The organism is Micromonospora sp. NPDC051227 (assembly GCF_044455385.1).
Lineage (GTDB): Bacteria > Actinomycetota > Actinomycetes > Mycobacteriales > Micromonosporaceae > Micromonospora.
In genome coordinates, this window is the sequence record NZ_JBITET010000016.1 from 37,265 (window position 1) to 60,470 (window position 23,206).

At 71.0% G+C, this 23,206-nt stretch carries 19 protein-coding genes; 8 read left to right on the plus strand and 11 right to left on the minus strand.

What is annotated here, in order from left to right:
* Window positions 1-53: 53 nt before the first annotated feature.
* The 3 genes from ACIA47_RS28450 to ACIA47_RS28460 all read right to left on the minus strand — a co-directional run bounded on the left by ACIA47_RS28450 (window position 54) and on the right by ACIA47_RS28460 (window position 4,244).
* Window positions 54-962: a universal stress protein gene (locus ACIA47_RS28450; protein ID WP_238411997.1), complete on the minus strand. Its 909-nt coding sequence runs from the start codon at window positions 960-962 to the stop codon at window positions 54-56.
* Window positions 923-3,316 carry a phosphoketolase gene (locus tag ACIA47_RS28455; RefSeq protein WP_396711490.1) on the minus strand — a complete coding sequence of 798 codons (2,394 nt, stop codon included), beginning with the start codon at window positions 3,314-3,316 and terminating at the stop codon, window positions 923-925. Before ACIA47_RS28455 ends, ACIA47_RS28450 begins: the two co-directional genes overlap by 40 nt.
* A 67-nt stretch (window positions 3,317-3,383) precedes the next feature.
* Window positions 3,384-4,244, minus strand: a complete 861-nt coding sequence (locus tag ACIA47_RS28460; protein ID WP_203126387.1) for a universal stress protein — start codon at window positions 4,242-4,244, stop codon at window positions 3,384-3,386.
* A 152-nt stretch (window positions 4,245-4,396) separates the two neighbouring features.
* Here ACIA47_RS28460 and ACIA47_RS28465 point away from each other — a divergent pair, with 152 nt between their 5' ends.
* From ACIA47_RS28465 to ACIA47_RS28490, 6 genes are all read left to right on the plus strand, one after another.
* A complete protein-coding gene (locus ACIA47_RS28465) occupies window positions 4,397-4,633 on the plus strand; it encodes an HTH domain-containing protein (protein ID WP_030336062.1) in 237 nt (78 codons plus the stop codon).
* Window positions 4,633-5,211, plus strand: a complete 579-nt coding sequence (locus ACIA47_RS28470) for a Clp protease N-terminal domain-containing protein (RefSeq protein WP_396711491.1) — start codon at window positions 4,633-4,635, stop codon at window positions 5,209-5,211. Before ACIA47_RS28465 ends, ACIA47_RS28470 begins: the two co-directional genes overlap by 1 nt.
* Before the next feature lie 93 nt (window positions 5,212-5,304).
* Window positions 5,305-6,309, plus strand: a complete 1,005-nt coding sequence (locus ACIA47_RS28475; protein WP_396711423.1) for a diacylglycerol/lipid kinase family protein — start codon at window positions 5,305-5,307, stop codon at window positions 6,307-6,309.
* Window positions 6,302-7,303, plus strand: a complete 1,002-nt coding sequence (locus tag ACIA47_RS28480) for a YihY/virulence factor BrkB family protein (RefSeq protein ID WP_396711424.1) — start codon at window positions 6,302-6,304, stop codon at window positions 7,301-7,303. The genes ACIA47_RS28475 and ACIA47_RS28480 overlap by 8 nt, the downstream gene beginning before the upstream one ends.
* A 70-nt stretch (window positions 7,304-7,373) precedes the next feature.
* On the plus strand, window positions 7,374-8,864 hold the full coding sequence (locus ACIA47_RS28485) for a phosphatase PAP2 family protein (protein ID WP_396711425.1): 1,491 nt from the start codon (window positions 7,374-7,376) through the stop codon (window positions 8,862-8,864).
* Window positions 8,865-8,875: 11 nt separating this feature from the next.
* Window positions 8,876-9,685: an endonuclease/exonuclease/phosphatase family protein gene (locus ACIA47_RS28490; protein ID WP_396711426.1), complete on the plus strand. Its 810-nt coding sequence runs from the start codon at window positions 8,876-8,878 to the stop codon at window positions 9,683-9,685.
* A gap of 197 nt (window positions 9,686-9,882) precedes the next feature.
* On the opposite strand, the gene ACIA47_RS28495 is transcribed toward ACIA47_RS28490, so the two are convergent.
* Together ACIA47_RS28495 and ACIA47_RS28500 are read right to left on the minus strand one after the other, a co-directional pair.
* A complete protein-coding gene (locus ACIA47_RS28495; protein WP_396711427.1) occupies window positions 9,883-10,758 on the minus strand; it encodes an alpha/beta fold hydrolase in 876 nt (291 codons plus the stop codon).
* On the minus strand, window positions 10,755-11,717 hold the full coding sequence (locus ACIA47_RS28500; protein WP_396711428.1) for a TIGR03557 family F420-dependent LLM class oxidoreductase: 963 nt from the start codon (window positions 11,715-11,717) through the stop codon (window positions 10,755-10,757). The genes ACIA47_RS28495 and ACIA47_RS28500 overlap by 4 nt, the downstream gene beginning before the upstream one ends.
* 375 nt (window positions 11,718-12,092) lie before the next feature.
* Between ACIA47_RS28500 and ACIA47_RS28505 the strand changes: the two genes are divergently transcribed.
* The gene (locus tag ACIA47_RS28505; RefSeq protein ID WP_396711429.1) at window positions 12,093-13,454 is read left to right on the plus strand and encodes a cellulase family glycosylhydrolase; all 1,362 of its coding nucleotides are present in this window, start codon (window positions 12,093-12,095) and stop codon (window positions 13,452-13,454) included.
* 337 nt (window positions 13,455-13,791) lie between these two features.
* Here the strand turns inward: ACIA47_RS28505 and ACIA47_RS28510 are convergent, their stop codons facing one another.
* The 6 genes from ACIA47_RS28510 to ACIA47_RS28535 all read right to left on the minus strand — a co-directional run bounded on the left by ACIA47_RS28510 (window position 13,792) and on the right by ACIA47_RS28535 (window position 20,913).
* Window positions 13,792-15,015, minus strand: coding sequence for an RNA polymerase sigma factor (locus tag ACIA47_RS28510; RefSeq protein WP_396711430.1), 1,224 nt, complete (start codon window positions 15,013-15,015; stop codon window positions 13,792-13,794).
* A gap of 42 nt (window positions 15,016-15,057) precedes the next feature.
* A complete protein-coding gene (locus ACIA47_RS28515; protein ID WP_396711432.1) occupies window positions 15,058-15,459 on the minus strand; it encodes a YciI family protein in 402 nt (133 codons plus the stop codon).
* Window positions 15,460-15,563: 104 nt separating this feature from the next.
* Complete coding sequence (locus ACIA47_RS28520) at window positions 15,564-17,699, minus strand: alpha-galactosidase (RefSeq protein ID WP_396711433.1); 2,136 nt, start codon at window positions 17,697-17,699, stop codon at window positions 15,564-15,566.
* Window positions 17,696-18,610: a carbohydrate ABC transporter permease gene (locus ACIA47_RS28525; protein ID WP_203121068.1), complete on the minus strand. Its 915-nt coding sequence runs from the start codon at window positions 18,608-18,610 to the stop codon at window positions 17,696-17,698. The genes ACIA47_RS28520 and ACIA47_RS28525 overlap by 4 nt, the downstream gene beginning before the upstream one ends.
* Entirely contained in the window at window positions 18,607-19,563 is a 957-nt protein-coding gene (locus ACIA47_RS28530; protein ID WP_396711434.1) for a carbohydrate ABC transporter permease, read from the minus strand. Before ACIA47_RS28530 ends, ACIA47_RS28525 begins: the two co-directional genes overlap by 4 nt.
* Before the next feature lie 21 nt (window positions 19,564-19,584).
* Entirely contained in the window at window positions 19,585-20,913 is a 1,329-nt protein-coding gene (locus tag ACIA47_RS28535) for an ABC transporter substrate-binding protein (RefSeq protein ID WP_396711436.1), read from the minus strand.
* A gap of 283 nt (window positions 20,914-21,196) precedes the next feature.
* Between ACIA47_RS28535 and ACIA47_RS28540 the strand changes: the two genes are divergently transcribed.
* Entirely contained in the window at window positions 21,197-23,188 is a 1,992-nt protein-coding gene (locus ACIA47_RS28540) for a beta-galactosidase (RefSeq protein WP_396711438.1), read from the plus strand.
* Window positions 23,189-23,206 lie beyond the last annotated feature (18 nt).

Sequence of the window (23,206 nt, forward strand, 5' to 3'; positions counted from 1 at the left end):
GGCCCGCTGTGGCCCGCCCGCTGGACCTGGCCGCCGCGACGATGACGCTGTGGTCAGCGTTCGCGGACCACAGCGACCGGGCAGGCGGCGTGTTGGATGAGCTGTTGACTGACCGAGCCGAGCAGCATGCCGGCCAGCCCACCCCGGCCGCGGCTGCCGACCACGACGAGCCGCGCGTCCCGGCTCGCCTCGATCAGCATCGCCGACGGGCTCGTCGACTCCAGGTCGACGGTCACCGCCAGCTCGGGGAATGTTCGCCGCCATGGCTCCAGCGCCTGCTCCACGGCGGCCCGCTCGTCGGGCACCCCGGCCGCCCCGCCGGGGCCCTGTGTCCAGGCGTGCAGGACGCGCAGCGGCAGTTGCCGCTGCGCCGCCCGTTCGGCCGCGAAGCCGAGCGCCACCAGCGACGGTTCCGAACCGTCCACCCCGACCGTCACCGGGCGGCCCGACGTGTCGGTCGCGGCGCTGCCGGCCCCGTCCCGGACCACCACGACCGGGCAGTGGGCGTGCGCGGCGACCGAGACCGCCGTCGACCCGGCCAGCAGGCCGCTGAAGCCGCCGTGACCCCGGCTGCCCAGCACCAGCATCCCGGCCTCCGCCGAGCGTTCCTGCAACACCAGCGCGGGCGGCCCGTCGTACACCTCGCCGGTGATCCGCAGCCCGGGGTTTGCCGCGGTGGCGTCCGCCGCGGCCCTGCGGACCAGGTCCTCGACCTGCCGGCGGGCGGTGTCGTCCGGCCACACGCCGGGGGCCACGCCCGGCCCGACCCAACTGGCCACGGTCAGCCATTCGAAGACGTACGCCAGCCGCACCGGCTGGCCACTGTGCCGCGCCTCCTCCAGGGCCCAGTTCAGGGCCACCGAGGCGTCGGTGGAGCCGTCGTAGCCGACCAGGATCTCCGCGTCGCGCACGTCGTCCTCCTTCAGGGGGTGGTCGGGTCGGTCTCGCGGATCCAGCGCCATTCGGCGACCTGGGGGTCGTCCTCGCCGTACTGGCGGGTGTAGTCGCGGGCCGCCTGTCGGGCGTCGACCATCCGTTGGCGCAGGTGCGCGGCGCTGGCGGCCAGCCCGGGCACTCGGTCGATGACGTCGATGACCAGGTGGAAGCGGTCCAGGTCGTTGAGCATCACCATGTCGAACGGAGTGGTGGTGGTGCCCTCCTCCTTGTATCCGCGCACGTGCAGGTTCTCGTGGTTGGTGCGGCGGTAGGTGAGTCGGTGGATCAGCCACGGGTAGCCGTGGTAGGCGAAGATGATGGGCCGGTCCTCGGTGAAGATGGTGTCGAACTCCCTGTCGGTCAGGCCGTGTGGGTGCTCGGTGTCCGGCTGGAGTCGCATCAGGTCGACCACGTTGACCAGGCGCACCTTCAACGTTGGGAGGTTCTGGCGCAGCAGCTCGACGGCGGCCAACGTCTCCAGGGTGGGCACGTCTCCGCAGCAGGCGAGCACCACGTCCGGCTCGGTGCCGCCGTCGTTGCTGGCCCACTCCCAGATGCCCAGGCCACGCCGGGTGTGCTGGATCGCCTCCGTCATCGTCAGCCAGTTCGGCGCCGCCTGCTTACCGGCCACCACGACGTTGATGTAGTGCCGGCTGCGCAGGCAGTGGTCCATCGTGGCGAGCAGCGTGTTCGCGTCCGGCGGGAGGTAGACCCGCACCACCTCGGCCTTCTTGTTGACGACGTGGTCGATGAAGCCCGGGTCCTGGTGCGAGAAGCCGTTGTGGTCCTGCCGCCAGACGTGGCTGGACAGCAGGTAGTTCAGCGAGGCGATCGGCTGTCGCCAGGGGATGGCCCGGGTCACCTTCAGCCACTTGGCGTGCTGGTTGAGCATCGAGTCGACGATGTGGATGAACGCCTCGTAGCTGGTGAACACGCCGTGCCGGCCGGTCAGCAGGTAGCCCTCCAGCCAGCCCTGGCACAGGTGCTCGGAGAGCACCTCCATGACTCGCCCGTCGGGGGAGAGGTGGTCGTCGCCGGGCACGGTTGCGGCCACCCAGGCCCGGTCGGTCACCTCGAACGCCGCACCCAGTCGGTTGGACGCGACCTCGTCCGGGCCGAACAGCCGGAACGTCTCCGGATTGGCGCTGATGACGTCGCGGATCCACGGGCCGAGCACCCCGGTCGCGCCGGCGACCGGCGTACCCGGCTCGGGAACCTCCACGCCGTAGTCGCGGAAGTCCGGCAGGGTCAGGTCGCGCAGCACCACGCCGCCGTTGGTGACCGGGTTGGCGCTCATCCGCCGGTCACCGCGCGGCGGCAGCGTCAGCAGCTCGTCCACCGGCGCGCCGGTGGCGTCGAACAGCTCCTCCGGCCGGTAGCTGCGCAGCCAGTGCTCCAGCTCGGCCAGGTGCGCCGGGTTGTCGCGTACGCCCGACAGGGGCACCTGGTGGGCGCGGTAGGTGCCCTCCACCTGGGTGCCGTCGACCTCAGGTGGGCCGGTCCAGCCCTTCGGCGTCCGCAGAATGATCATCGGCCAGCGGGGACGTTCGACGAAGCCTCCGGAGCGGGCCCGCCGCTGGATCTCGGCGATCTCGTTCAACACGCGGTCCAGCGTCGCGGCGAGGGTCCGGTGCACCCGGGCCGGCTCGTCACCGGCCACCACGTACGGCTGGTAGCCCGATCCGCGCATGAGGTCGAGCAGGTCGGCCTCGGGGATCCGGGACAGCACGGTCGGGTTGGCGATCTTGTAGCCGTTGAGGTGCAGGATGGGCAGCACCGCGCCGTCGCGCGCCGGGTTGAGGAAGACGTCGGAGAGCCAACTGCCGGCCAGCGGCCCGGTCTCCGCCTCGCCGTCGCCGATCACGCAGGCCACCAGCAGGTCCGGGTGGTCGAACGCGGCGCCGTAGGCGTGGCTCAACGCGTACCCGAGCTCGCCGCCCTCGTGGATCGAACCCGGCACGTCCGCCGCCACATGGCTGGGGATGCCGCCCGGGAAGGAGAACTGGCGGAAGAGCCGGGACATCCCGGCCTCGTCGCGGGCCACGTCGTGGTAGCGCTCCGACCAGGTGCCCTCCAGCCAGGTGTTGGCCACGATGGCCGGGCCGCCGTGGCCGGGGCCGGTGACCAGCATGGCGTTGAGATCACGCGCCACGATCACCCGGTTGAGGTGGGCGTAGATCAGGTTGAGGCCGGGGCTGGTGCCCCAGTGCCCGAGCAGCCGGGGTTTGATGTCGTCGGGGGTCAGCGGCTCGCGCAGCAGCGGATTGTCCAGCAGGTAGATCTGCCCGACGGTGAGGTAGTTCGCGGCGCGCCAGTAGGCGTCCAGCCGGCGCAGCTCGTCGTCGGTGAGGGCGCGGTGCACGTCGAGAGCGGAGTCCATCATGCTGCCTCTCGCGGGTAGGTGTGGGGCGTCCGGGTTCAGCCTGGTCGCCGTGGACGCCCCGGGGTCAGGGCCGTTGGTCCCGCGTCGGGCGGGCACCAGGCCCGGCCAGTGGCGTCTCGGCCAGGCCGCGGACGACGACGACCGGGGCCGGTGAGTGGTACAGCAGGGACTGGGCGACCGCGCCCAGCATGGCCCGGCCCGGTTCGTCGCCGCGGGCGGCGACCAGCGCCACCTGCGCGCTGCGGGAGGTGTCAATCAGCACCTCGGCGGGGTCACCGCGCACCACGCGACACTCGGTCGGCACCGCGCTGTGGCGGTCGACGTGCCGGGCCAGCGCCTCGGTGAGCTGCTCGGCGACCGCGTCGGTGTCCTCGTCGTACTCCACCACCCGCAGCGCCAGCAGTCGGGCGCCCCGGCGGGCCGCGCACTCCACGGCCCACTGGAGGGCGAGGTGTGAGCTGGGCGAGCCGTCCACTCCCACCAGCACCGGGCCCTGCGGCGGCGGCTCACGCCGGACCACCAACAGGGGGCAGCCGGCCCGTGCGGCCAACTGCACGGCGGTCGTCTCGGCCGGAACACATTGGCCGCTGCCCGCCATTCCGCTGTCGCCGACGGCCAGCAGGAAGGTGGCCTCCGAGCGGCGGATGAGGGTGGGCAGCATGGCGCTCTCGACGATCTCCCCGCGTACGGTCAGCCCCGGCTCGGTCTGGTGGGCGAGCTGGGCGGCGCGGGTGATCAGCTCCTCGGCCTGGTCGCGGGGCGCGGCGACGGTGTCCGCGGCGAAGGCCGCGCGCCAGTCGAAGGTGTGCAGCAGGTGCAGTGGCCGGCCGTGTCCGGCGGCCTCCTGCGCGGCCTCTTCGACGACCGGAAGGTCGAGTTCCGACCCGAGGCCGACCAGCACCGCTGCGTCGGCGGGTGCGGCCATCCGATATCACCTCCCGGGCGTCGCGCCCGGCACGACCAAGCTGTCCCTGACCGAGGGTAGTCGGATGAGCGCGGTGGCGGGTGCGATCCGCTGTGGTCGCCGCTCGTCAACCAGGGTTGACAGTCAAGAGGTTGTCAACGTATGTTGACGGCATGAGTCAGGCGACAGAACTCGCGGCGGCAGCCGGCAGCACCGACCCCCGGGTCGGGCTGCGCGCCGTCCGCGCGCTACGCCGGCTGCTCGAGCGGCTTGAGGTGGTCCAGGTGGACAACGCCCGACGACAGGGCTGGTCCTGGCAGGAGATCGCCGACACGCTCGAGGTCAGCCGGCAGGCAGTGCACAAGAAGCACGCCGGGCGACCGGCGGTCAACTCATCCTGGGAGGCGTGATGTTCGAACGATTCACCGACCGGGCGCGCGACGTGGTGCGACGGGCGCTGGAGGAGGCGCGGGTCGAAGGCCAGCGCCCGGTCGGCACCGAGCACCTGCTGCTCGCCCTGCTCGCCGACGAAGCCGGGCTGGCCAGCCGGGTGCTCGCCGACGCCGGGGTACGCGCCGACGACCTGCGCGAACGCATCCGCCGGCACACCGCCAGCGGCGGCGCGGGCCTCGGTGACGCGGACGCGGCGGCGCTGCGGGAGATCGGCATCGACCTGGCCGCGATCGTTGCCCGCATCGAGCAGTCCTTCGGCCCGGACGCGCTACGGGAGGCGGTGCCGGCGCCGCGCCGCCGCTGGGGGCGTAAGCGGTACCTCGGCGGCCCGTTCTCGCCCCGCTCGAAGAAGGTGCTGGAGCTGTCCCTGCGGGAGGCCCTGCGCCTGCGCCACCACCACATCGGCACCGAGCACATCCTGCTCGGGGTGCTCCGGGAGGGCAACGGGCTGGGGGCTTTGGTGCTCACCGAGTCCGGGGTCGACCTCGACGATCTGCGCCGGCGGGTGGAGCTCGCACTGCGGGCGGCGGCCTGACGGGTGGGGCCGGGTTGAAACCTGTCTGTGGCACTTCCGACGCGCGCCGGTCGCCGGGTCGCTGAAGCCGTCCGGGTGCTGCACACTGGCGCCGTGGATGCTGGACAGGACAGGCGGCCCTCGGGCGGCGACGGCGGGTTGCGCTCCGCAGTGGTGGTCAACCCGGTCAAGGTCGACGATCTCGGCGAGTTGCGTCGTACCGTCGACGACGCCCTGACCGCGGCCGGCTGGCCCGCGCCGCAGTGGTACGAGACGACCGTCGACGACCCGGGTCGCGGCCAGACCGAGCAGGCCCTCAAGGCCGGCGTCGACCTGGTCTTCGCCTGCGGGGGCGACGGCACCGTGATGTCCTGCGTCAGCGGGTTGGTCGGCACCGATGTCGCCCTCGCCGTGCTGCCGCAGGGCACCGGCAACCTTCTCGCCGCCAACCTGGGGCTCTCCACCGACCTGGCCGCCGGGCTGGAGATCGCTGTCGAACGCGGTCGGCGGCTGCTCGACGTCGGGGCCGTCGAGGACAAGTACTTCACAGTGATGGCCGGCATGGGCTTCGACGCCCAGATGCTCGAAGCCACAAACGAGACCACCAAGGCCCGCATCGGCTGGCCGGCGTACGTGATGGGTGCCGCCCGCCACCTACGGGACCGGCCGATGCGGGTGCAGATCCGCATCGACGACCGGCCGCCGTTGCGCCGCCGGGCCCGTTCGGTCCTGATCGCCAACGTCGGCCGCCTACAGGGCGGCGTGACCCTGCTGACCGAGGCCGAGCCGGACGACGGCTGGCTCGACGTCGCAGTGCTCACCCCGCGCAACCTGCGACACTGGCTCGCGCTCGGCTGGGCGGTGATCCGCCGCAGCGGCCGGGTGCCGCAGCTGGAGGTGTTCCGGGGTCGGCGGGTGGTGGTCACCAGCAACCGGCCGCAGCCTCGGGAGTTGGACGGCGACCTGATCTCCCCGGGTCGGCAACTGCGGGCGGAGATCCGGCCCCAGGCGCTCTGGCTCTGCGTCCCCCAGCCCGAGGACACCCCGGACCTGGCCGTCGACGCGCAAGGCGCCGGGGAGCGGGGCGAGCAGCTGATCGAGGAAGCACGCCGTGAGTAGTACCAGGATCGTGCCGGAGACCCGGCTGATGGCCGACGAGGAGCTGTCCGCCGACGACGCCTGGCACACACTGCGCGGGCAGGGTGGCTGGCACCTGCTGCGGGACGCGTTCATCCGGTTCCGCTACGGCGACGGGTTCAGTCACTCCCGGGCCTTCGCGCTGCAACTCTGCCTCGCCGTGGTGCCCTTCCTGATCGCCCTCACCGGCCTGATCAGCGAGCTGGGCGTCGAGGAGGGCGGCCAGGTGGTCGCCGACACCGTGCTGGCGCTCACCCCCGGGCAGAGCTCGCAGATGGTCGCCGAGCTGCTCGGCGAGGGCGAACGCGTCGAGGACGCGGGGGAGCTGGCGCTCACCCTCGGTCTGCTCACCGGCCTGTTCGCGCTCACCACCACGATGGCCCAGATCGAGCGGGGTGCCAACCGCATCTACGGCGTGGAGCGCGACCGCCCGGCGCTGAGCAAGTACCTGCGGGCCGCCGTGCTGGCAGTCACCGCCGGCCTGCCCGCGCTCGCCGGCTTCCTGATCCTGGTCGGCGGCGGCGCGATGGGCGACTCGGTCCGCGAACACTACGAGTGGGGCGAACTCGCCAACGGGATCTGGGACGTGATCCGCTTCCCGCTGAGCCTCGGGCTGACCGTCGTCGCCGTGGCCGTGCTGTTCCGACACGCCCCGCGCCGCAACCAGCCCGGCCTGTCCTGGCTGTTTTTCGGGGCCGGCATCGCCACGGCGCTGTGGTGGCTGGCCAGCCTGCTGCTCGCCGCGTACGTGCGGTTCAGTGACGGTTTCGGGCAGACCTACGGTGCCCTGACCGGCATGATGGCGCTGCTGCTCTGGGCCAACCTGACCGGGATGGCGCTCTTCGGCGGGCTGTCCTTCGCCGCCCAACTGGAGGCGCTGCGCATCGGTGTGCAGGAGCCCGCCCAACCGGACCTGTGGGAGCCCGACCCGGACCGCGCCGAGCTGTACGACACCGGTGACATGTCGGCGCTGTAGGGGCGTCGGCGTGTACGAGGGACGCGGATCGGGTAAAGCGCCTCGCCAGAGGCGACAAGGGAGGTGCGGGGTGACCGCGGTCAAAGAGGTGGCGCGGCGTCCGATCGGTCATTTCGCCGAACGGAGCATTGCCGGTCTGGTGGCCGTCACCGGTGCCGGGGTGGCCTTCGGGCTGCTGTTGTTGCTCGTCCGGGTGCAGTGGAGCCCGTTGCAGGATGTCGACCACGGGATCGCCGAGTGGTTCAACGGGCTCGTCGCCCCGCATCACGCGCTGGTCACCGTGCTCCAGGCGGTGACGGACCTGGGCGGCCGACCGATCCTCATCTGGCTGGTCACCATCGCCGTGGTCGGGCTGCTGATCCGGCGCCAGCCCCGACTCGCCGTCTACCTGATCATCACGGGGGTCGGTGGCCTGATCCTCGACCCGTCACTGAAGACGCTCGTCGGCCGGCTCCGCCCGGTCGTGGACGTGCCGATCGCCAGCGCGCCCGGCAACAGCTTCCCGAGCGGGCACGCGCTCGGCTCGTTCGTCGCGTACGGAGCGCTGCTGTTGGTGTTCCTGCCGGCGATGGCACTCCGCTGGCGCAAGCCGGCCATCGTCGGCTTCGGTGTGCTGGTGGCACTGGTCGGGCTGACCCGGATCGCGCTGGGCGTGCACTTCGTCTCCGACGTGCTGGCCGCCTGGCTGCTCGGGGCCGCCTGGCTGGGCGTCACCGCGTACGCCTTCCGACTGTGGCGGCGAGAGCGGGGCCGGCCGGTGCCTCCGCTGACCGAGGGCCTGGAGCCGGAGGCGGGGCACGACATCGCCCCCGCCCCGGCCGAGGAACACGTGCTGGCCCACCCCCGCTCGGCGGTGGCCGAGCTGCTGGTCGGCTGGGTGATCGTGTTCGGCGCGCTGTACGGCTTCGGCACGTACGTCAGCTACCACGCCAAGGGCACCTTCTTCGACACCCTCGACACCCAGGTGCCGCAGTGGTTCGCCGAGCGGCACACCGAGGTGCTGACCGACGTCAGCTGGTGGTGGAGCAAGTTCGGTGACACCCATGCCATCCTGCTGATCTCGCTGGTGTTCTGCCCGCTGGTGCTGGCGGTGTGGCGGCGCTGGCGCCCGGTGCTCTTCGTGGCGCTGGCGATGGTGGGGGAGTTGACGCTCTTCCTCGCGTCGGCCCGCGCGGTCGACCGGCCGCGTCCGCCGGTGGAGAACCTGGACGGGCAGATGCCCACCTCGTCGTTCCCGTCCGGGCACATCGCGGCCACGATCTGCGTCTGGCTGGCGATCACCCTCGTCGTCTTCCCGCGTACCGACCGGTGGTGGCGTTGGATCTTCGTGGCGTTGGCAGTGCTCATGCCGGTCGGGGTGGCCACCTCCCGGATGTACCGGGGGATGCACCACCCGACCGACTTCATGGGCGCGATCCTGCTCTCCGCGCTCTGGATCGGCTTGCTCTACCTGGTGATCCGGCCTAACGAGGACCTGAAGGAAGGCAATCGACCGGCCATCGAGTCGGAGGACGTGGGCACCCTCGACGACGAGCTGGCACGCGCCGGCCGAGCCGACTAGGCGCCGCCGTCGTGCTGCGGGTGATGACCTGGAACATCCGCACCGGCGGCCGGGATCGCGGCGGCCTCGACCGGCTGGATCAGGTGGTCCAGGTCGTCGACGAGCAGGCACCGGACGTGCTGGCCCTCCAGGAGTTGCGCGGCTTCGACCGGGACGGGCTGATGGCCAGCCTGGCGGGCCGGGTGGGGATGATTCCCCACCTGGCCCGGTCCTGCTTCGGGCAGCCGGTGGCGGTGCTGGTCCGGCCGCCGTACCGGGTCATTGACGCGGGGTCGGTGCGCCGTCCGTTCCACCACGCCGCCGCCCGCGTCGTGGTGGCCACGTCCGCCGGCCCGTTCACAGTGCTCGGCACCCACCTCTACCCGTACTCCGGGGGCCGGCGGCGGATGGAGGTCGACTGGTTGGTCGCCGCGATGCGCCGCGACCAGGGGCAGCTGACACTCATCACCGGTGATCTCAACTCGCTCGACCCGACCGTCGACCACACCGCCCGGCTGGCCGGCATGCCCGCCCTCTACCGACGGCGGCACCTGCGTCGCTCCGGCGGCGCCGTGGACACCCGCGCGATCGCCCGGCTGCTCGCCGCCGGCCTGGTCGACCTCTGGCCGTCGGGCAACGTCGACGCGCCGGAGGCCACCGGCCACACCGTGCCCACCCGGCTCGGCGGGGCCGAGTTCGCCGGCATGCGGTTGGACTACCTGCTCGGCAGCCCGGCGGTGGCGCAGCGGGCGCACGACTGTCGGGTGATCCGCGACGGCGCGGCGGCCACCGCCTCCGACCACTATCCGCTGCTCGCCACGCTGGAGTTGTCTCCCGGCTGACGCCACCCGTCAGTTCGCGCTGCCGGCGTCACCCGGGGCGTGGCGCGGGCCGATTACCGTGCCACCCGGGGCTCAGAGCACCAGATTCAGCAGGACGGTCAGCACCACCGACGCCACGATCGAGAAGAGGATCATCAGGAGGCAGCCGAGGCCCCCGCCGAGCGGGCGGATCTCCGTGTTGCCGAAGCGCATGATGTTCACCTGTCCGTGAGTGCGGTATGAGGGGCGAGCAGGTGCCGGATCGCATCCGCGACGGCAGTTGGGGCGGTCGTGACCACGTTGTGCGCGGCACCGGGAACGACCACCAGGGCCGCCTCCGGCACCAGCCGCGTCGCCTCGTCCCGCCATCGTTGCGGCACGACCGGGTCGCGGTCGCCGGTCACGACGGCGGTCGGCGCGCTGACCCGGACGAGGTCCGCCTCGATGGCATTCCGCACCGAGTGCGACAGCGTGGCGAGGACCCGCCAGGGCCGGGCGTTCCAGACGTCCCGCACCAGGATCGGGGCCTGTAGCGGCGCCTCGCGCAGGCTGTCCACCAGCCAACGACCGAACTGGCCCCGTCGGGACCGGGCCGCCGGGTCACTTGTCGGTCCGGCCAACACCAGCGCGCGTACCGCGTCGGGGTGGGTTGCGGCGACTGCGGCGGCCACCTCCGCGCCGAACGAGTGCCCCAGCAGGCAGACCGGCGGCAGTTGGTACGCGGCCAGCCAGGCGGCCAGGTGGTCGGCGTGCCGGCGGACGTCGTACGCGCCCCGGGGGTGTTCGGTGAGCCCGAAGCCGGGCAGGTCCGGCACGTACACCTGATGGGTGGTGGCGAGCGCGACGGCCAGCGGGGTGAGATACCGGTGCGAGACCGCCAGGCCGTGCACGAGCACCACGGGTGGCGCCCCGGTCCCCGGGTCGGCGCTGCGGCGGGTGTGGGTGCGCAGTCCGTCGACGACCCGCCACTCGCTGGTCAGCCCCCCGGCTGGCCGGGGCGCGGCCATGGCGAGCCGCAGCTCGGCCGGCCCGAACCGGCCGACGGCGCTGCGGCGGGTCGACCCGGGCGGCCGGGGTGCCGCGCCTCGGTTCACAGCTCACGCAACCGGGGGAGCAGTTGCTCCTGCGCCCAGTCGAGGAACATCGGCTGGGTCTCCCCGCCCACCTGGATGATCGCCACGTGGGTGAAGCCGGCGTCGACGAACTTGCGGAACGCCTCGACGTGCGCGTCCACGTCCGGGCCGCAGGAGATGCCCTCGGCGACGTCCTCCTCGCGGACGAACTGGGTGGCGGCGGCGAAGGACTCCGGGCCGGGCAGGTCGGCGTTGACCTTCCAACCCATTCCGAACCAGCGGAACTGGTCGTGCACGATCTTGCGGCACTCCGCCTCGTCGGGCCCGTAGCAGATGGCCACCTGGCCGTAGCGGGGCTGGCCGGCGCCCCCGGCGTCGTCGTACATCTCGATGATGTGCCGGTCGGGTTCGGTGGAGATGAGGCCGTTGCCGTACTCGGCGGCCAGCGTCGCGGACTGTCGACCGGACGCGGCGACGGCCATCGGCACCGGCTGGTCCGGGCGGTCCCAGACGTAGGCGTCGGGCACGTCGAAGTGGTTGCCGGAGAAGGTCAGCGTCTCCCCGTTGAGCAACGGCCGGATGATCTGCAACGCCTCCTCGAACATCTCGTGCCGCTGCTGGACGTGCGGCCAGCCGCCGACCACGTGCTCGTTCAGGTTCTCCCCGGCGCCCAGGCCCAGGGTGAAACGGCCGCCCGAAAGCGCGCCGATGGTGCTGGCCTTCTGCGCGACCACGGCCGGGTGGTAGCGGCGGATCGGGCAGGTCACGAACGACATCAGCTGCGCGCGGGAGGTGGCGTGGGCGACCGCGCCGAGCACCGACCAGGCGTACGGGGAATGGCCCTGGGAGTCCAGCCAGGGGTAGTAGTGGTCGGACATCACCAGTTGGTCGAAACCAGCCGCCTCGGCGCGTACCGCATGGTCCACCAGCTGCTTGGGCCCGGCCTGCTCGCTCATCAGGGTGTAGCCGACGCTGACCATCCTGGTATCCCCTCTCGCTGACGGATCGTTCCCGGGATACCCCGGTGCACGGCGGTCAACCCTCCCGTCCGGTTCGCCTGTCGCGGTGCTTGACGGATCGAGGTCACCTGCCTACCGTCGCTCTTAACCGGTTAAGAGCCGGGTGTGGCGCACATCCTGTGGTGGGGATGACCGCCCCGTGACGGCCCGCGTTCGCGTGGGCCGTTGCGGCTGTCCGGGCTGTGGGCCCGTTAACTGAACCGGTTGCGAGGACCAACCCATCGTCCTACGCTGATGCCTGCGCCGGGAGTAGGGCGCGGCTGCCGGGCTGCAGCCGCCTTCCCCTGTCACGTCCCCACCCCTGTCGGGCACCGGGGGTCCTCCCTGAGGAAGGCCATGAAGACTCGACTCTCCGCCGCCGGCGCGACAGTGCTCGCGTTGCTCGTCACGGTGCTGGTGTTCGGCCAGCCGGCACACGCCGCGGCTGGCTTCTCCGTCGCTGGCGGCAAGTTGTACGACGCCAACGGCGCCGAATTCATCATGCGCGGCGTCAACCACGCGCACACCTGGTACCCGCAGCAGACCAGCTCGTTCGCCGACGTCAAGGCGCTCGGCGCGAACACCGTGCGGGTGGTGCTCTCCAGCGGCGACCGGTGGACCCGCAACACCAACGCCGACGTCGCCAACGTCATCTCGCTCTGCAAGGCCAACCGGCTGATCTGCGTGCTGGAGGTGCACGACACCACCGGGTACGGCGAGCAGAGCGGCGCGATCACCCTCGACCGCGCCGTCGACTACTGGCTCAGCCTCGCCGACGTCCTCGCCGGTCAGGAGAGGTACGTCATCGTCAACATCGGCAACGAGCCGTACGGCAACCAGAACTACGCCACGTGGGCCGCCGACAACGCCAGTGCGATCAAGCGCCTGCGGGCCGGCGGGTTGACCCACACGATCATGGTGGACGCGCCGAACTGGGGGCAGGACTGGTCGTTCACCATGCGCGACAACGCCGCGTCGGTCTTCGCCGCCGACCCGGCCCGCAACACCGTGTTCTCCATCCACATGTACGGGGTGTTCGACACCGCCGCGGAGATCAGCGACTACCTGGGCCGGTTCCGCACCGCCGGGCTGCCCATCGTGGTCGGTGAGTTCGGCTTCAACCACTCCGACGGGAACCCGGACGAGGACGCCATCCTCGCGTACAGCCAGGCCAACGGGATCGGCTGGCTGGGCTGGTCGTGGAGCGGCAACGGCGGCGGCGTCGAGTATCTCGACCTGGCCACCAACTTCAACCCGGCGAGCCTGACCGACTGGGGTCAGCGCCTCTTCAACGGCGTCAACGGCATCCGGCAGACCGCCCGCGAGGCCAGCGTCTTCGGCGGCACCCCGCCGCCGACCACCCCACCCCCGACGACGCCTCCGCCCACCACGCCTCCGCCCACGACGCCCCCGCCCGCCGGTGGCTGCACGGCGACGTACACGGTGACCAACCAGTGGCAGGGCGGCTTCCAGGGTGAGGTACGGGTGACCGCCGGCGCCAGGGCGATCACCGGCTGGACCGCCGGGTGGACCTTCGCCAACGGCCAGCGCGTCACCCAGTCGTGGAATGTGGCCCTCACCAGCAGCGGAACCACGGTGACCGCCCGCAACACGGACTACAACGGACGGCTGGCCGCCGGGGCCAGTGCCAGCTTCGGCTTCCTCGGCAGTTGGACCGGCGCCAACAGCCCGCCGGTGGTGAGCTGCACGGCGAGCTGACCGTCGGACCGGTGGCCGGGTCCACGTCGGACCCGGCCACCGAAGACCGCAGTACTCAGTGCTCTCCGGCCAGGTTCACGATGACCACCCCGGCGATGATCAGCGCGATGCCGGTGAGCTTGGCGAGCCCCACCGACCCACCCAGCACCCACCCGCGCCGCTGTCGCGGGCCGCGCCGCCGTTCCTCGCGCCGTCGCCCCCGGTAGTGGCGTGGGAGAGGCTCGCGGGGTAGATCTTGGACACTTCCCGTTCCGCGGAACGGAAACTGTCCAAGATTGCCCGCTGTGGCGGGTGAAGCTGCCGGCTCACGCCGCGGGAGACCAGGTGATCTCTGTCTTCACGGGAGATCAACGGGCTGGGCGGCCAGTCGGGCAGCTCGCATGGTCAGGTAGAGCTGTTCTGGGCGGCTGCTCGTACGGGCGGCGGCGATCCGGTAGTCGACGATCGCCTGAGCCTGCTCGCCGGCCATCTCGTGCAGGTGGGCGCGGGCGGCGGCCAGCCGGTGGTGCCCGGCCAACTGGGGGTCGTGGGCCAACGCGTCGAGGGCGGCCAGCCCGGCGGCGGGTCCGTGCACCATGGCCGTCGCCACGGCCCGGTTGAGGGCCACCACCGGGCTGCCGGCCAAGCGTTCCAGCACCTCGTAGAGCGCCAGGATCTGCGGCCAGTCGGTCTGCTCGGTGCTCGGTGCCTCGTCGTGCAGGGCGGCGATGGCCGCCTGCACCTGGTACGGACCGACCGGCCCGCGCGGCAGGGCCCGGGTGACAAGTGCGACGCCCTCGGCGATCGCCGTCGCGTCCCAGCGGCTGCGGTCCTGGTCGGCCAGTGAGATCAGCTCGCCGGAGGGCCCGGTCCGCGCCGGGCCGCGCGCCTCGGTGAGCAGCATCAATGCCAGCAGCCCGGCCGATTCGCTGTCGTTCGGCAGCAGTGCGTGCAGCGCGCGGGTCAGCCGGATCGCCTCCGTTGCGAGGTCGACGCGGCGCAGGTCCGGGCCGGTGGTGCTGGTGTGCCCCTCGGTGAAGATCAGGTACAGCACCTGTCGGACGGCGATCAACCGGTCGGCCCGATCCGCCGGCTCGGGCATCCGGAACGGCAGCCCGGATGCCCGGATGCGCTGCTTGGCCCGACTGATCCGCTGCGCCATCGTCGCCTCGGGCACCAGGAACGCGCGGGCGATCTCGGCGGTGCTCAAACCACCGACGGCGCGCAGGGTCAGCGACACCGCCGATGTCAACGCGAGCGCCGGGTGGCAGCAGAGGAAGAGCAGGACCAGCGTGTCGTCCCGCTCGGCGGTCAACTCCTCGTCCGGGGCTGGCGCGTACCGCTGGTCGTCCGGATCCCGGCGGGCGACCAGGTCCTCCCGGCGGCGTCTGGCCTGCTCACCGCGGACCAGCTCGATCATCCGTCGGTAACCGACCTGGATCAGCCAGCCACGAGGGTTCGTCGGTAGCCCCTCGGTCGGCCACTGGGTGGCGGCGGCCAGCAGCGCCTCCTGCACCGCGTCCTCCGCCGTGGCGAAGTCACCGAAGCGGCGGCTGAGCGCGCCGAGTACCTGCGGCGCCAACTCGCGCAGCAGGTCCTCGATGCGGGGATCGGTGTTCAGCCCTCACAGCTCCTGCGGCGGGGCGGACATCACCGGGTGTACCTCGATCGGCATGTTCAGCGGCCGGCCGCCGGGGCCGGGCGCCGTGGAGATGTGCGCGGCCAGCTCCACGGCCCGCTGCTGGCTCTCGCAGTCGACGATCCAGAAGCCGGCCAGGAACTCCTTCGTCTCGGCGAACGGCCCCTCGGTGACCACCGGCACCCCGCCCTCACCGGCGCGGACGATCCGGGCCTGCTGCGGGCCGCCGAGGCCCTGCCCGTCGACCCACTCGCCGGCGGCGGTCAGCTTGGCGTTGACCTCGCCCATGAAGGCGATGTGCGCCCGGACCTCGTCCTGGGTCCAGGTGTCGATGCTCGGGAAGTCGGTCCCGGCGGCGCTGAACTGCATCAGCAGCATGTACTTCATGGTTGGCTCCTCACGCCTGCGCACCCTCGTCGGTGCTCTCACAGTGAGGTAGAAGCAGGCCCCGCCGTTCTCGACACCCCGGCCGAAGATTCTCCAGAATCTTGTCAGTCGACGGCGTCGACCTCCAGCACCAGGCTCTGCTCCGGGTGCAGGGCGGGCAGCTGCACACCCACCCGGGCCAGCGCCGCCCCGGTGAGGGTGAGACCACCCGCCAGCCAGGTGGGCGGAGACAGGTCGATGCTCGCCGGGGCTGGTACGCCCGACACCTGTCGCACCCGGTACCGCCGGCCCGGGTCGAGGCCGGGCAGCCGCACCGCGCCGGGCACCTGCGTCACCGAGGTGGTCAGCCGGGCCACCGCGTACACCGCTCGGGTGTTGTCGTGATCGACCACGCCGTGCGCCCAGACGGCCGGGTCCGGGTGATCGACCCGGACCACCCGACCAGCGTGCAGCAGCGGGCGCAGCCGCTTGTGCAGCGCCACCCAGGCGGCCAGCTCGGTCTGCTCGGCGGCGCTGATCGAGGCGATGTCCCACTCGATGCCGTGGTGGCCGAAGAGCGCCGTCGCCGCCCGGAAACCCAGGTCGTGTACGCGGTTGGTGGTGTGCGAGCGTTCCGGGCCGACGTGGGTGCCGATCAGCTCCGGTGGCAGCAGCAGCCCCGTCCAGCGTTGGATGCTGAGCCGCTCCAGGGCGTCGTTGCAGTCGCTGGCCCAGACCCGGTCGGTACGCGCCAGGATGGCAAGGTCCACCCGGGCCCCGCCGGACGAACAGCTCTCGATCTCCACACCCGGGTGCCGATCGCGCAACTCGTCGAACAGCCGGTAGGCCGCCAGGGTCTGCCCGTGCACGCCGGGGCGGCCGTGATGCCCGGCCTCGGTGAGGTCCCGGTTCTGGTCCCACTTGAGGTAACGGATGCCCGGGTGGTCGGTGAGCAGCGTGTCGAGGCGTTCCAGCACATAGTCGTACGCCTCGGGGCGGCCCAGGTCGAGCACCTGCTGGTGACGCCAGGCCGGCGGCAGCCGCCCCGGCACGGCGAGCACCCAGTCGGGGTGCGCGCGGAACACGTCCGAGTCGGGGTTGACCATCTCCGGCTCGACCCAGAGGCCGAACTGGAGGCCGTGGCCGGTGACGTGCTCGATCAGCGGTTGCAGGCCGTCCGGCCAGACGCCCTCGTCGACGTACCAGTCGCCGAGCCCGGCGGTGTCGTCGCGCCGGCCGCGGAACCAGCCGTCGTCGAGCACGAACCGCTCCACGCCGATCTGGGCGGCCCGGTCGGCGAGCGCCCGCAGCCTGTCCAGGTCGTGGTCGAAGTAGACCGCCTCCCAGACGTTGAGGGTCACCGGGCGGGGGGAGCGGGGGTGCCCGGGGCGGGCCCGCAGGTGGGTGTGCAGCACGTCGCTGAGCCCGTCCAGCCCGGTGTCGGACCAGACCGCGTAGAGCAGGGGAGTCTCGTACGACTCGCCGGGGCCGAGCCGGATCTCCCCGGGGGCCAGCAGCTCGCCGCCACCGAGAGTGGACTCGCCGGTGGGCCGACGTTCGGCGAACGTGACGTGGTCGCCGCTCCACGCGGTGTGCACCGCCCAGACCTCGCCGTGGCCGAAGCCGAACCCGGGGGTGCCGGCCACCAGCAGCAGAGTGGCGTCGTGCCCGGTACGGCCGTGCCGGCCCTCGCGGACCCAGGCGCCGTGCTGCCACGGGTGCCGCTGTGGGGACCGTTCCCGACACCACCGGCCGGTCAGGTCGAGCAGCTCGGTGGCGACCGCCGGCACCGGCAGCACCGGTGTCAGCTCCCGCAGCTCGTACGCACTGGCGCCGTCGTTGCGCAGCCGGTGCCGAACGGTCAGCAGGCCGTACGGGTCGAGCGTGATCTCGATGGTCACTGTCAGCCCGGCGGCCGGGTCCGACGCCCGGACGGTCACCCGCGCCGGTCCGTCGGCGGGCTGGTCGACGTCGAGACCGTCCAGCCGGAACGCGGTGGACCAGCCGGCACCGTCGCGGTGCCCGGCCAGGCCGGGCCGCCCGCTCCAGCCGGCGCTCGCCTCCGGCAGCACTGACAGCACGGTCGACTCGTCGAAGCTGCTCGGTACGACCGGCGGTACTGTCGCGTCGGTGAGCTGGCGCAGGCCGTCGTCGTCGAGGTCGCCGACGTCGCCGCCCCAGTGCACGACCCGGGGCAGCCCCGGGCCGCGCGCGTCGAGCACCAGGCTGGTCCGCGCGCGGCGCAGGTGCAGGATCGTCATCCTTTGGAGGCTCCCAAGGTCAGGCCCCGAACGAAGTGTCGCTGGAGCATAAAGAAGATCACCAGGGTGGGGATCGCGACGAGCACGCTGCCCGCCGAGACCAGGTTGTTGTCGGTGAAGAACTCACCGCGCAGGTTGTTGAGCGAGCTGGTCACCGGGAACTTGTCGCCGGTGCGCATCAGGACGGTGGCCCAGAAGAACTCGTTGTAGATCCAGGTCACCTCCAGCGTCGCCAGCGCGGCCAGAGCCGGCCGGCACAGCGGCATGGTGACCTGCCAGTACTGTCGCCAGATGCTCGCCCCGTCGACCATCGCCGCCTCGTACAGGTCACGGGGCAGCGCCTTCATGTAGTTGCTGAGCACGAAGACACAGAAGCCGCACTGGAAGGCCACGTTGATCAGGATCAGGCCCCAGTAGCTGTCGTAGAGCAGCTCCGAGTCACTCATGAACTCCGGCAGCGGCACCTCGGTGAACAGCCGGAACAGCGGGATGAGCAGCGCCTGCTGGGGCAGCAGGTTGGCCGCGGTGAAGATCCCGAGCAGGACGAGGTTGAGCTTCCAGCTGAACCGGGCGATGACGAACGCCACGCAGGAGGCGAGGAAGAGGGTCAGCAGCACCGCCGGCACGGTGATGTACACCGAGTTGAGGAAGTGCTGCCCGAACTCCGCCGTCCGCCAGGCGGTGACGTAGTTGTCGAAGGTCCAGCCCCCGAAGGAGACATAGCCGTTCGCTGCGGTGTAGTCGTACGAGCGCAGCGAGGTCAGCACCGCCCAGGCGATCGGGAAGAGCCAGGCGAGCGAGACGACGATCAGGAAGCCGTGCAGCAGCATCCGTAACGGGGTCAACTTGCGGCGGCGCGGCGGCGCGTCGGCCCCGCCCTCCGTACGCCGGGTGATTGTCGCGGTGCTCATTCCCGGTTCTCCCTCATCACGGTCGCCAGGTAGATGGTGATGAAGACCAGCGAGACGACCAGCATGATCGTTGCCAGTGCCGAGCCGAAGCCGATCCGGCTCGCCTCACCCACCACGTTCTGGGTGACCAGCGCGGAGATCAGCTCCAGCCCGTTGCGGCCCTTGTTGACCACCCAGACCAGGTCGAACGCGCGCAGCGACTCGATCACGGTCACCACCAGCACGATGATGTTGATGGGCCGCATGACCGGGAACACGACCCGGAAGAACGTCCGGCGCTCCGAGGCGCCGTCGACCGCCGCTGCCTCGCGCAGCGACGGATCGACGCCCTTCAGGCCGGCGAGGTAGAGCAGCATGATGTAGCCGACGTGCCGCCACCCGGAGGCGACCATCACTGCCCAGATGTTGACGTTCGAGTCGCCGTACCAGTCGATGCTGCTGCCGAAGACGGCGTTGATGAGCCCCTGGTCCCGGGAGTAGAGCAGCTGCCAGACGAAGCCGATGAGCGCCAGCGAGAGCACCACCGGCAGGTAGAGCGCGGTCTGGTAGAAGCGGCTGCCGCGCAGCTCCTTGTCCAGGAGCACGGCCAGGAACATGCCGAACGGGGTGGCGACCACGAACAGCGCCGCCAGCCAGAGCAGGTTGTGTTGGATCGCGGGCACGAACGGCGGGTAGATGTTCACCACGTCGCTGTAGTTGCGGGCGCCGACGAACTCAATCTCGTTGAATGGGCCGATGCCGTCCCAGTTGGTGCCGGAGAGCAGCACGGTGGCCGCCGCCGGCAACCAGACGAACCCGGTGACGAGCAGCAGCGGGACGAGCACCATCAGCGTGATGACCACGCGGTCGGTGCGGGACAGGAGCCGTAGCCGCCGGCGACGACCACCAGTGGAGGTGGTCGCGGCCGGCGGCGGCACGGCGCGATCCGCTTGGATCAGGGGCAGGTCGGACACGATGTCCTCCCCCTTCCGCCGTCAGTCAGTGAAGATCGACTTCTTCTGGTTCTCGATGGACGAGGTGAGCCCGCCGATGTCCTTGGGGTTCTTGATGAACTGCTGGAGCGCCGGGATGATCACTGTCGAGGCGAAGTCCGGCCGGGTGTCCCGGTCGAGGAACTGGGCGATCTCGGTGGCCGACCCGACCAGTTCGGCTGCCTTCTTCTGCAGCGCGGTGTAGCCGCCGACGTCCGCGCCACTGTTGGCGACGAGGACGGCCGGGTCGTTCTTGAGGTTGATGTCCGCGGCGGCCTTGCCACCGAAGTACTCCAGCAGCTTCCGCGCGTTGTCCTCGTTCTTGGGCTTGCGGGCCATCATGTAGCCGTCGATCGGGGCGTCCAGTGCTTTCGCGCCGATGGCCGGGTCGATCTCGGGGAAGGTGAAGAAGTCGAGATCGTCCTGCTCGTCGTTGCTGAACTGCTGACCGACGAAGAGGCCGAGCAGGTACATGCCACTCTTCTTCTGCTGCAACGACTGCGCCGCCTCCTGCCAGGTGCGGCCGAGGCTGTCCGGCTGGTGCAGGGGGAGCAGGCCGGCCCAGGTGTCGAAGACCTTCTTGACCTTGTCGGAGGTCCAGGCCTCCTTGCCGGCCATCAGGTCGATGTGGAACTGGTAGCCGTTGATGCGCAGGTTGAGGATGTCGAAGGTGCCCATCGCCGGCCAGCCGTCCTTGTCCGCGAAGGCGATCGGGATGAGGCCGTCCCTCTTCATCTGCGCGCCGAGCGCGGTGAACTGGTCCAGGGTGGTGGGCACCTGGTAGCCGCGCTGCTGCCATACCGACTTGCGGTAGAAGAGCGCCCACGGGTAATACGTCCCCGGTACGAAGTACTGTTTGCCGTCGTCGCCGGTGGATGCCTTCTTGAAGGCGTCGGAGTAACCGGAGAGCTTGCTCCACACGTCGCTGATGTCGCTGGCCAGGCCCTTCTGCGCGAAGAAGCGCATCCGGTAGCCGGCGAACCAGGTGAACACGTCGTCCGGCTTGCCCTGTAGGTAATTGTTGATGTTCTCCTGGAACGTGTTGTGGTCGACCGTATTGACCGCGACCTGCACGCCGGACGAGGCCTTGAAGCCGTCGGTGACCTTGGCCAGGACGTCCTTCGGCTTCGGATCGGACTGGTTCGAGCCGAGCGAAACGTCAGTGCTGGACCCCCCGGAGCCGGAATCGTCGCCGCAGCCGGAGAGCAGGCCGGTGCCGAGCAGCGCGCCCGTGCCGGCCGCGCCGGCCAGCAACGATCGTCGGTTGATGCCGGCGACTGAGGGCGGTACGAGCCGAGCCAGGTACTCGGCTTGGGATTGGGGACGGGACATCTGTGCCTCCTGCGGATGAGAAGGAGCTACGCCCAAGGGCCTCAGGGTTGGTGAAGGCAGGTCCAGCGTCGTGATCACACATTGAGATCCACCGAGAATCCACATTGGCGAACACGATCGGCCATTGGGGCCTCAAGCTACCCTGCGGTCGGGCGCTGTCAAGAGGGCAGTTCATCTCTGATAACCCAGCCGTGACACGGCCGTTACCTGGTAAACGTTGGAAATAAGCTCAATGTTGGAACGTGTTGACTTCGGTGGTCCGACGGGTGCACCCTCAGCTGTCATGCGGCGATGGCAGGGTGACGGCATCTATTTCGGCGGCGACTACAACCCCGAGCAGTGGCCCGAGGAAACCTGGTCCGAGGACGTCGACCTGATGCGCCAGGCCGGGGTCAACCTGGTCTCCGTCGGCATCTTCTCCTGGGCGTTGCTGGAGCCCACCCCGGGGCGGTTCGAGTTCGGCTGGCTGGACCGGGTGCTGGATCTGCTGCACGACGGAGGCATCCAGGTCGACCTGGCCACCGCCACGGCCAGCCCACCGCCGTGGTTGGCCCGCGAGCACCCGGAGACGCTGCCCCGCCGGGCCGACGGCGCGATCCTCTGGCCCGGGGGACGACAGGCGTACTGCCCCAGCTCACCGGTGTTCCGCGAGCGGTCGCTGGAGCTGGTACGCGCTGTCGCCGGCCGGTACGCCGAGCATCCCGCAGTGGTCATGTGGCACGTCTCCAACGAGCTGGGCTGCCACAACGTGCACTGCTACTGCGACGTCAGCGCCGAGGCGTTCCGTGGCTGGCTGCGCGAGCGCTACGACGACCTGGACCGACTCAACGACGCCTGGGGCACCGCGTTCTGGAGTCAGCGCTACGGCGACTGGGCCGAGATCAACCCACCCCGCACGGTTACGGCCTTCGCCAACCCCACGCAGCAGCTCGACTTCCTGCGCTTCTCCTCCGACGAGCTGCGCGCCCAACTGCGCGCCGAACGCGAGGTGCTGAGAACACTCGTCCGGCAGCCGATCACCACCAACTTCATGATCGGCATGGGCGTCAAGCACATGGACTACCACTCCTGGGCCTCCGATGTGGACCTGGTGTCCAACGACCACTACCTGACCGCCGCCGACCCGCAGGCGCACCTCGGGCTGGCGCTCGCCGCCGACCACACCCGGGGCGTCGCCGGCGGCGACCCGTGGTTGCTGATGGAGCACTCCACCAGCGCTGTCAACTGGCAGCCGCGCAACGTGGCCAAGCTGCCGGGGCAGCTTCGCCGCAACAGCCTCGCGCACGTCGCCCGCGGCGCTGACGGGGTGCTCTTCTTCCAGTGGCGTGCCTCCCGGGCCGGCGCGGAGAAGTTCCACTCCGCGCTGGTGCCGCACGCCGGGCCGGACACCAAGGTGTTCCGCGAGGTCTGCCAGCTCGGCGCGGACCTCAAGGCGCTCGCCGAGGTACGCGGTAGTCGGGTGGACGCCGATGTGGCGATCCTGTTCGACTGGGAGGCGTGGTGGGGTGTCGAGTTGGACTCGCACCCCAGCGTCGACGTCACCTACACCGACCGGCTCAACGCCCTGTACGGCTCGCTCTGGCGGGCCGGCGTGACCGCCGACATCGTCCACCCGTCGACCGACCTCAGCGGCTACCGGCTGGTCCTGGTGCCGACCCTCTACCTGGTTCGGGACGCCGACGCCGCCGCGCTGCACCGCTACGTCGCGGCCGGTGGCACGGCGGCGGTCACCTACTTCAGCGGCATCGTCGACGCCAACGACCACATCCGGCTAGGCGGCTACCCGGGCGCGTTCCGGGAGTTGCTCGGCGTCCGGACCGAGGAGTTCTTCCCGCTGCGCGAGGGCGAGCGAGTTCACCTCGACGACGGCAGCACCGCCGACGTGTGGACCGAGTGGGTGCACCCCGACGGCTCCGAGGTGCTCGCCTCGTACACCGATGGGCCCCTGCCGGGCGTGCCGGCGCTGACCCGGCACCGGGTGGGCGACGGCGCCGCCTGGTATGTCGGGACCCGGTTGGACGAACCGGCCACCGATCGGCTGGTGGCCCGGCTGCTCGCCGAGGCCGGCGTTCGCCCGGCGGCGTCGGCGCCGTCCGGGGTGGAGGTGGTCCGCCGCCGCGACGGCGACCGGACCTGGCTGTTCGCGATCAACCACACCGACACCGAGGTACGCCTACCGGTGCACGGCGTTGAGCTGTTGACCGGAGGACACTGCGCCGGTGAGCTGGCACTGCCGGCCGGTGAGGTGGCGGTGGTCCGTGAGGACCGGACCTGATTCTGACGACAGTCACGG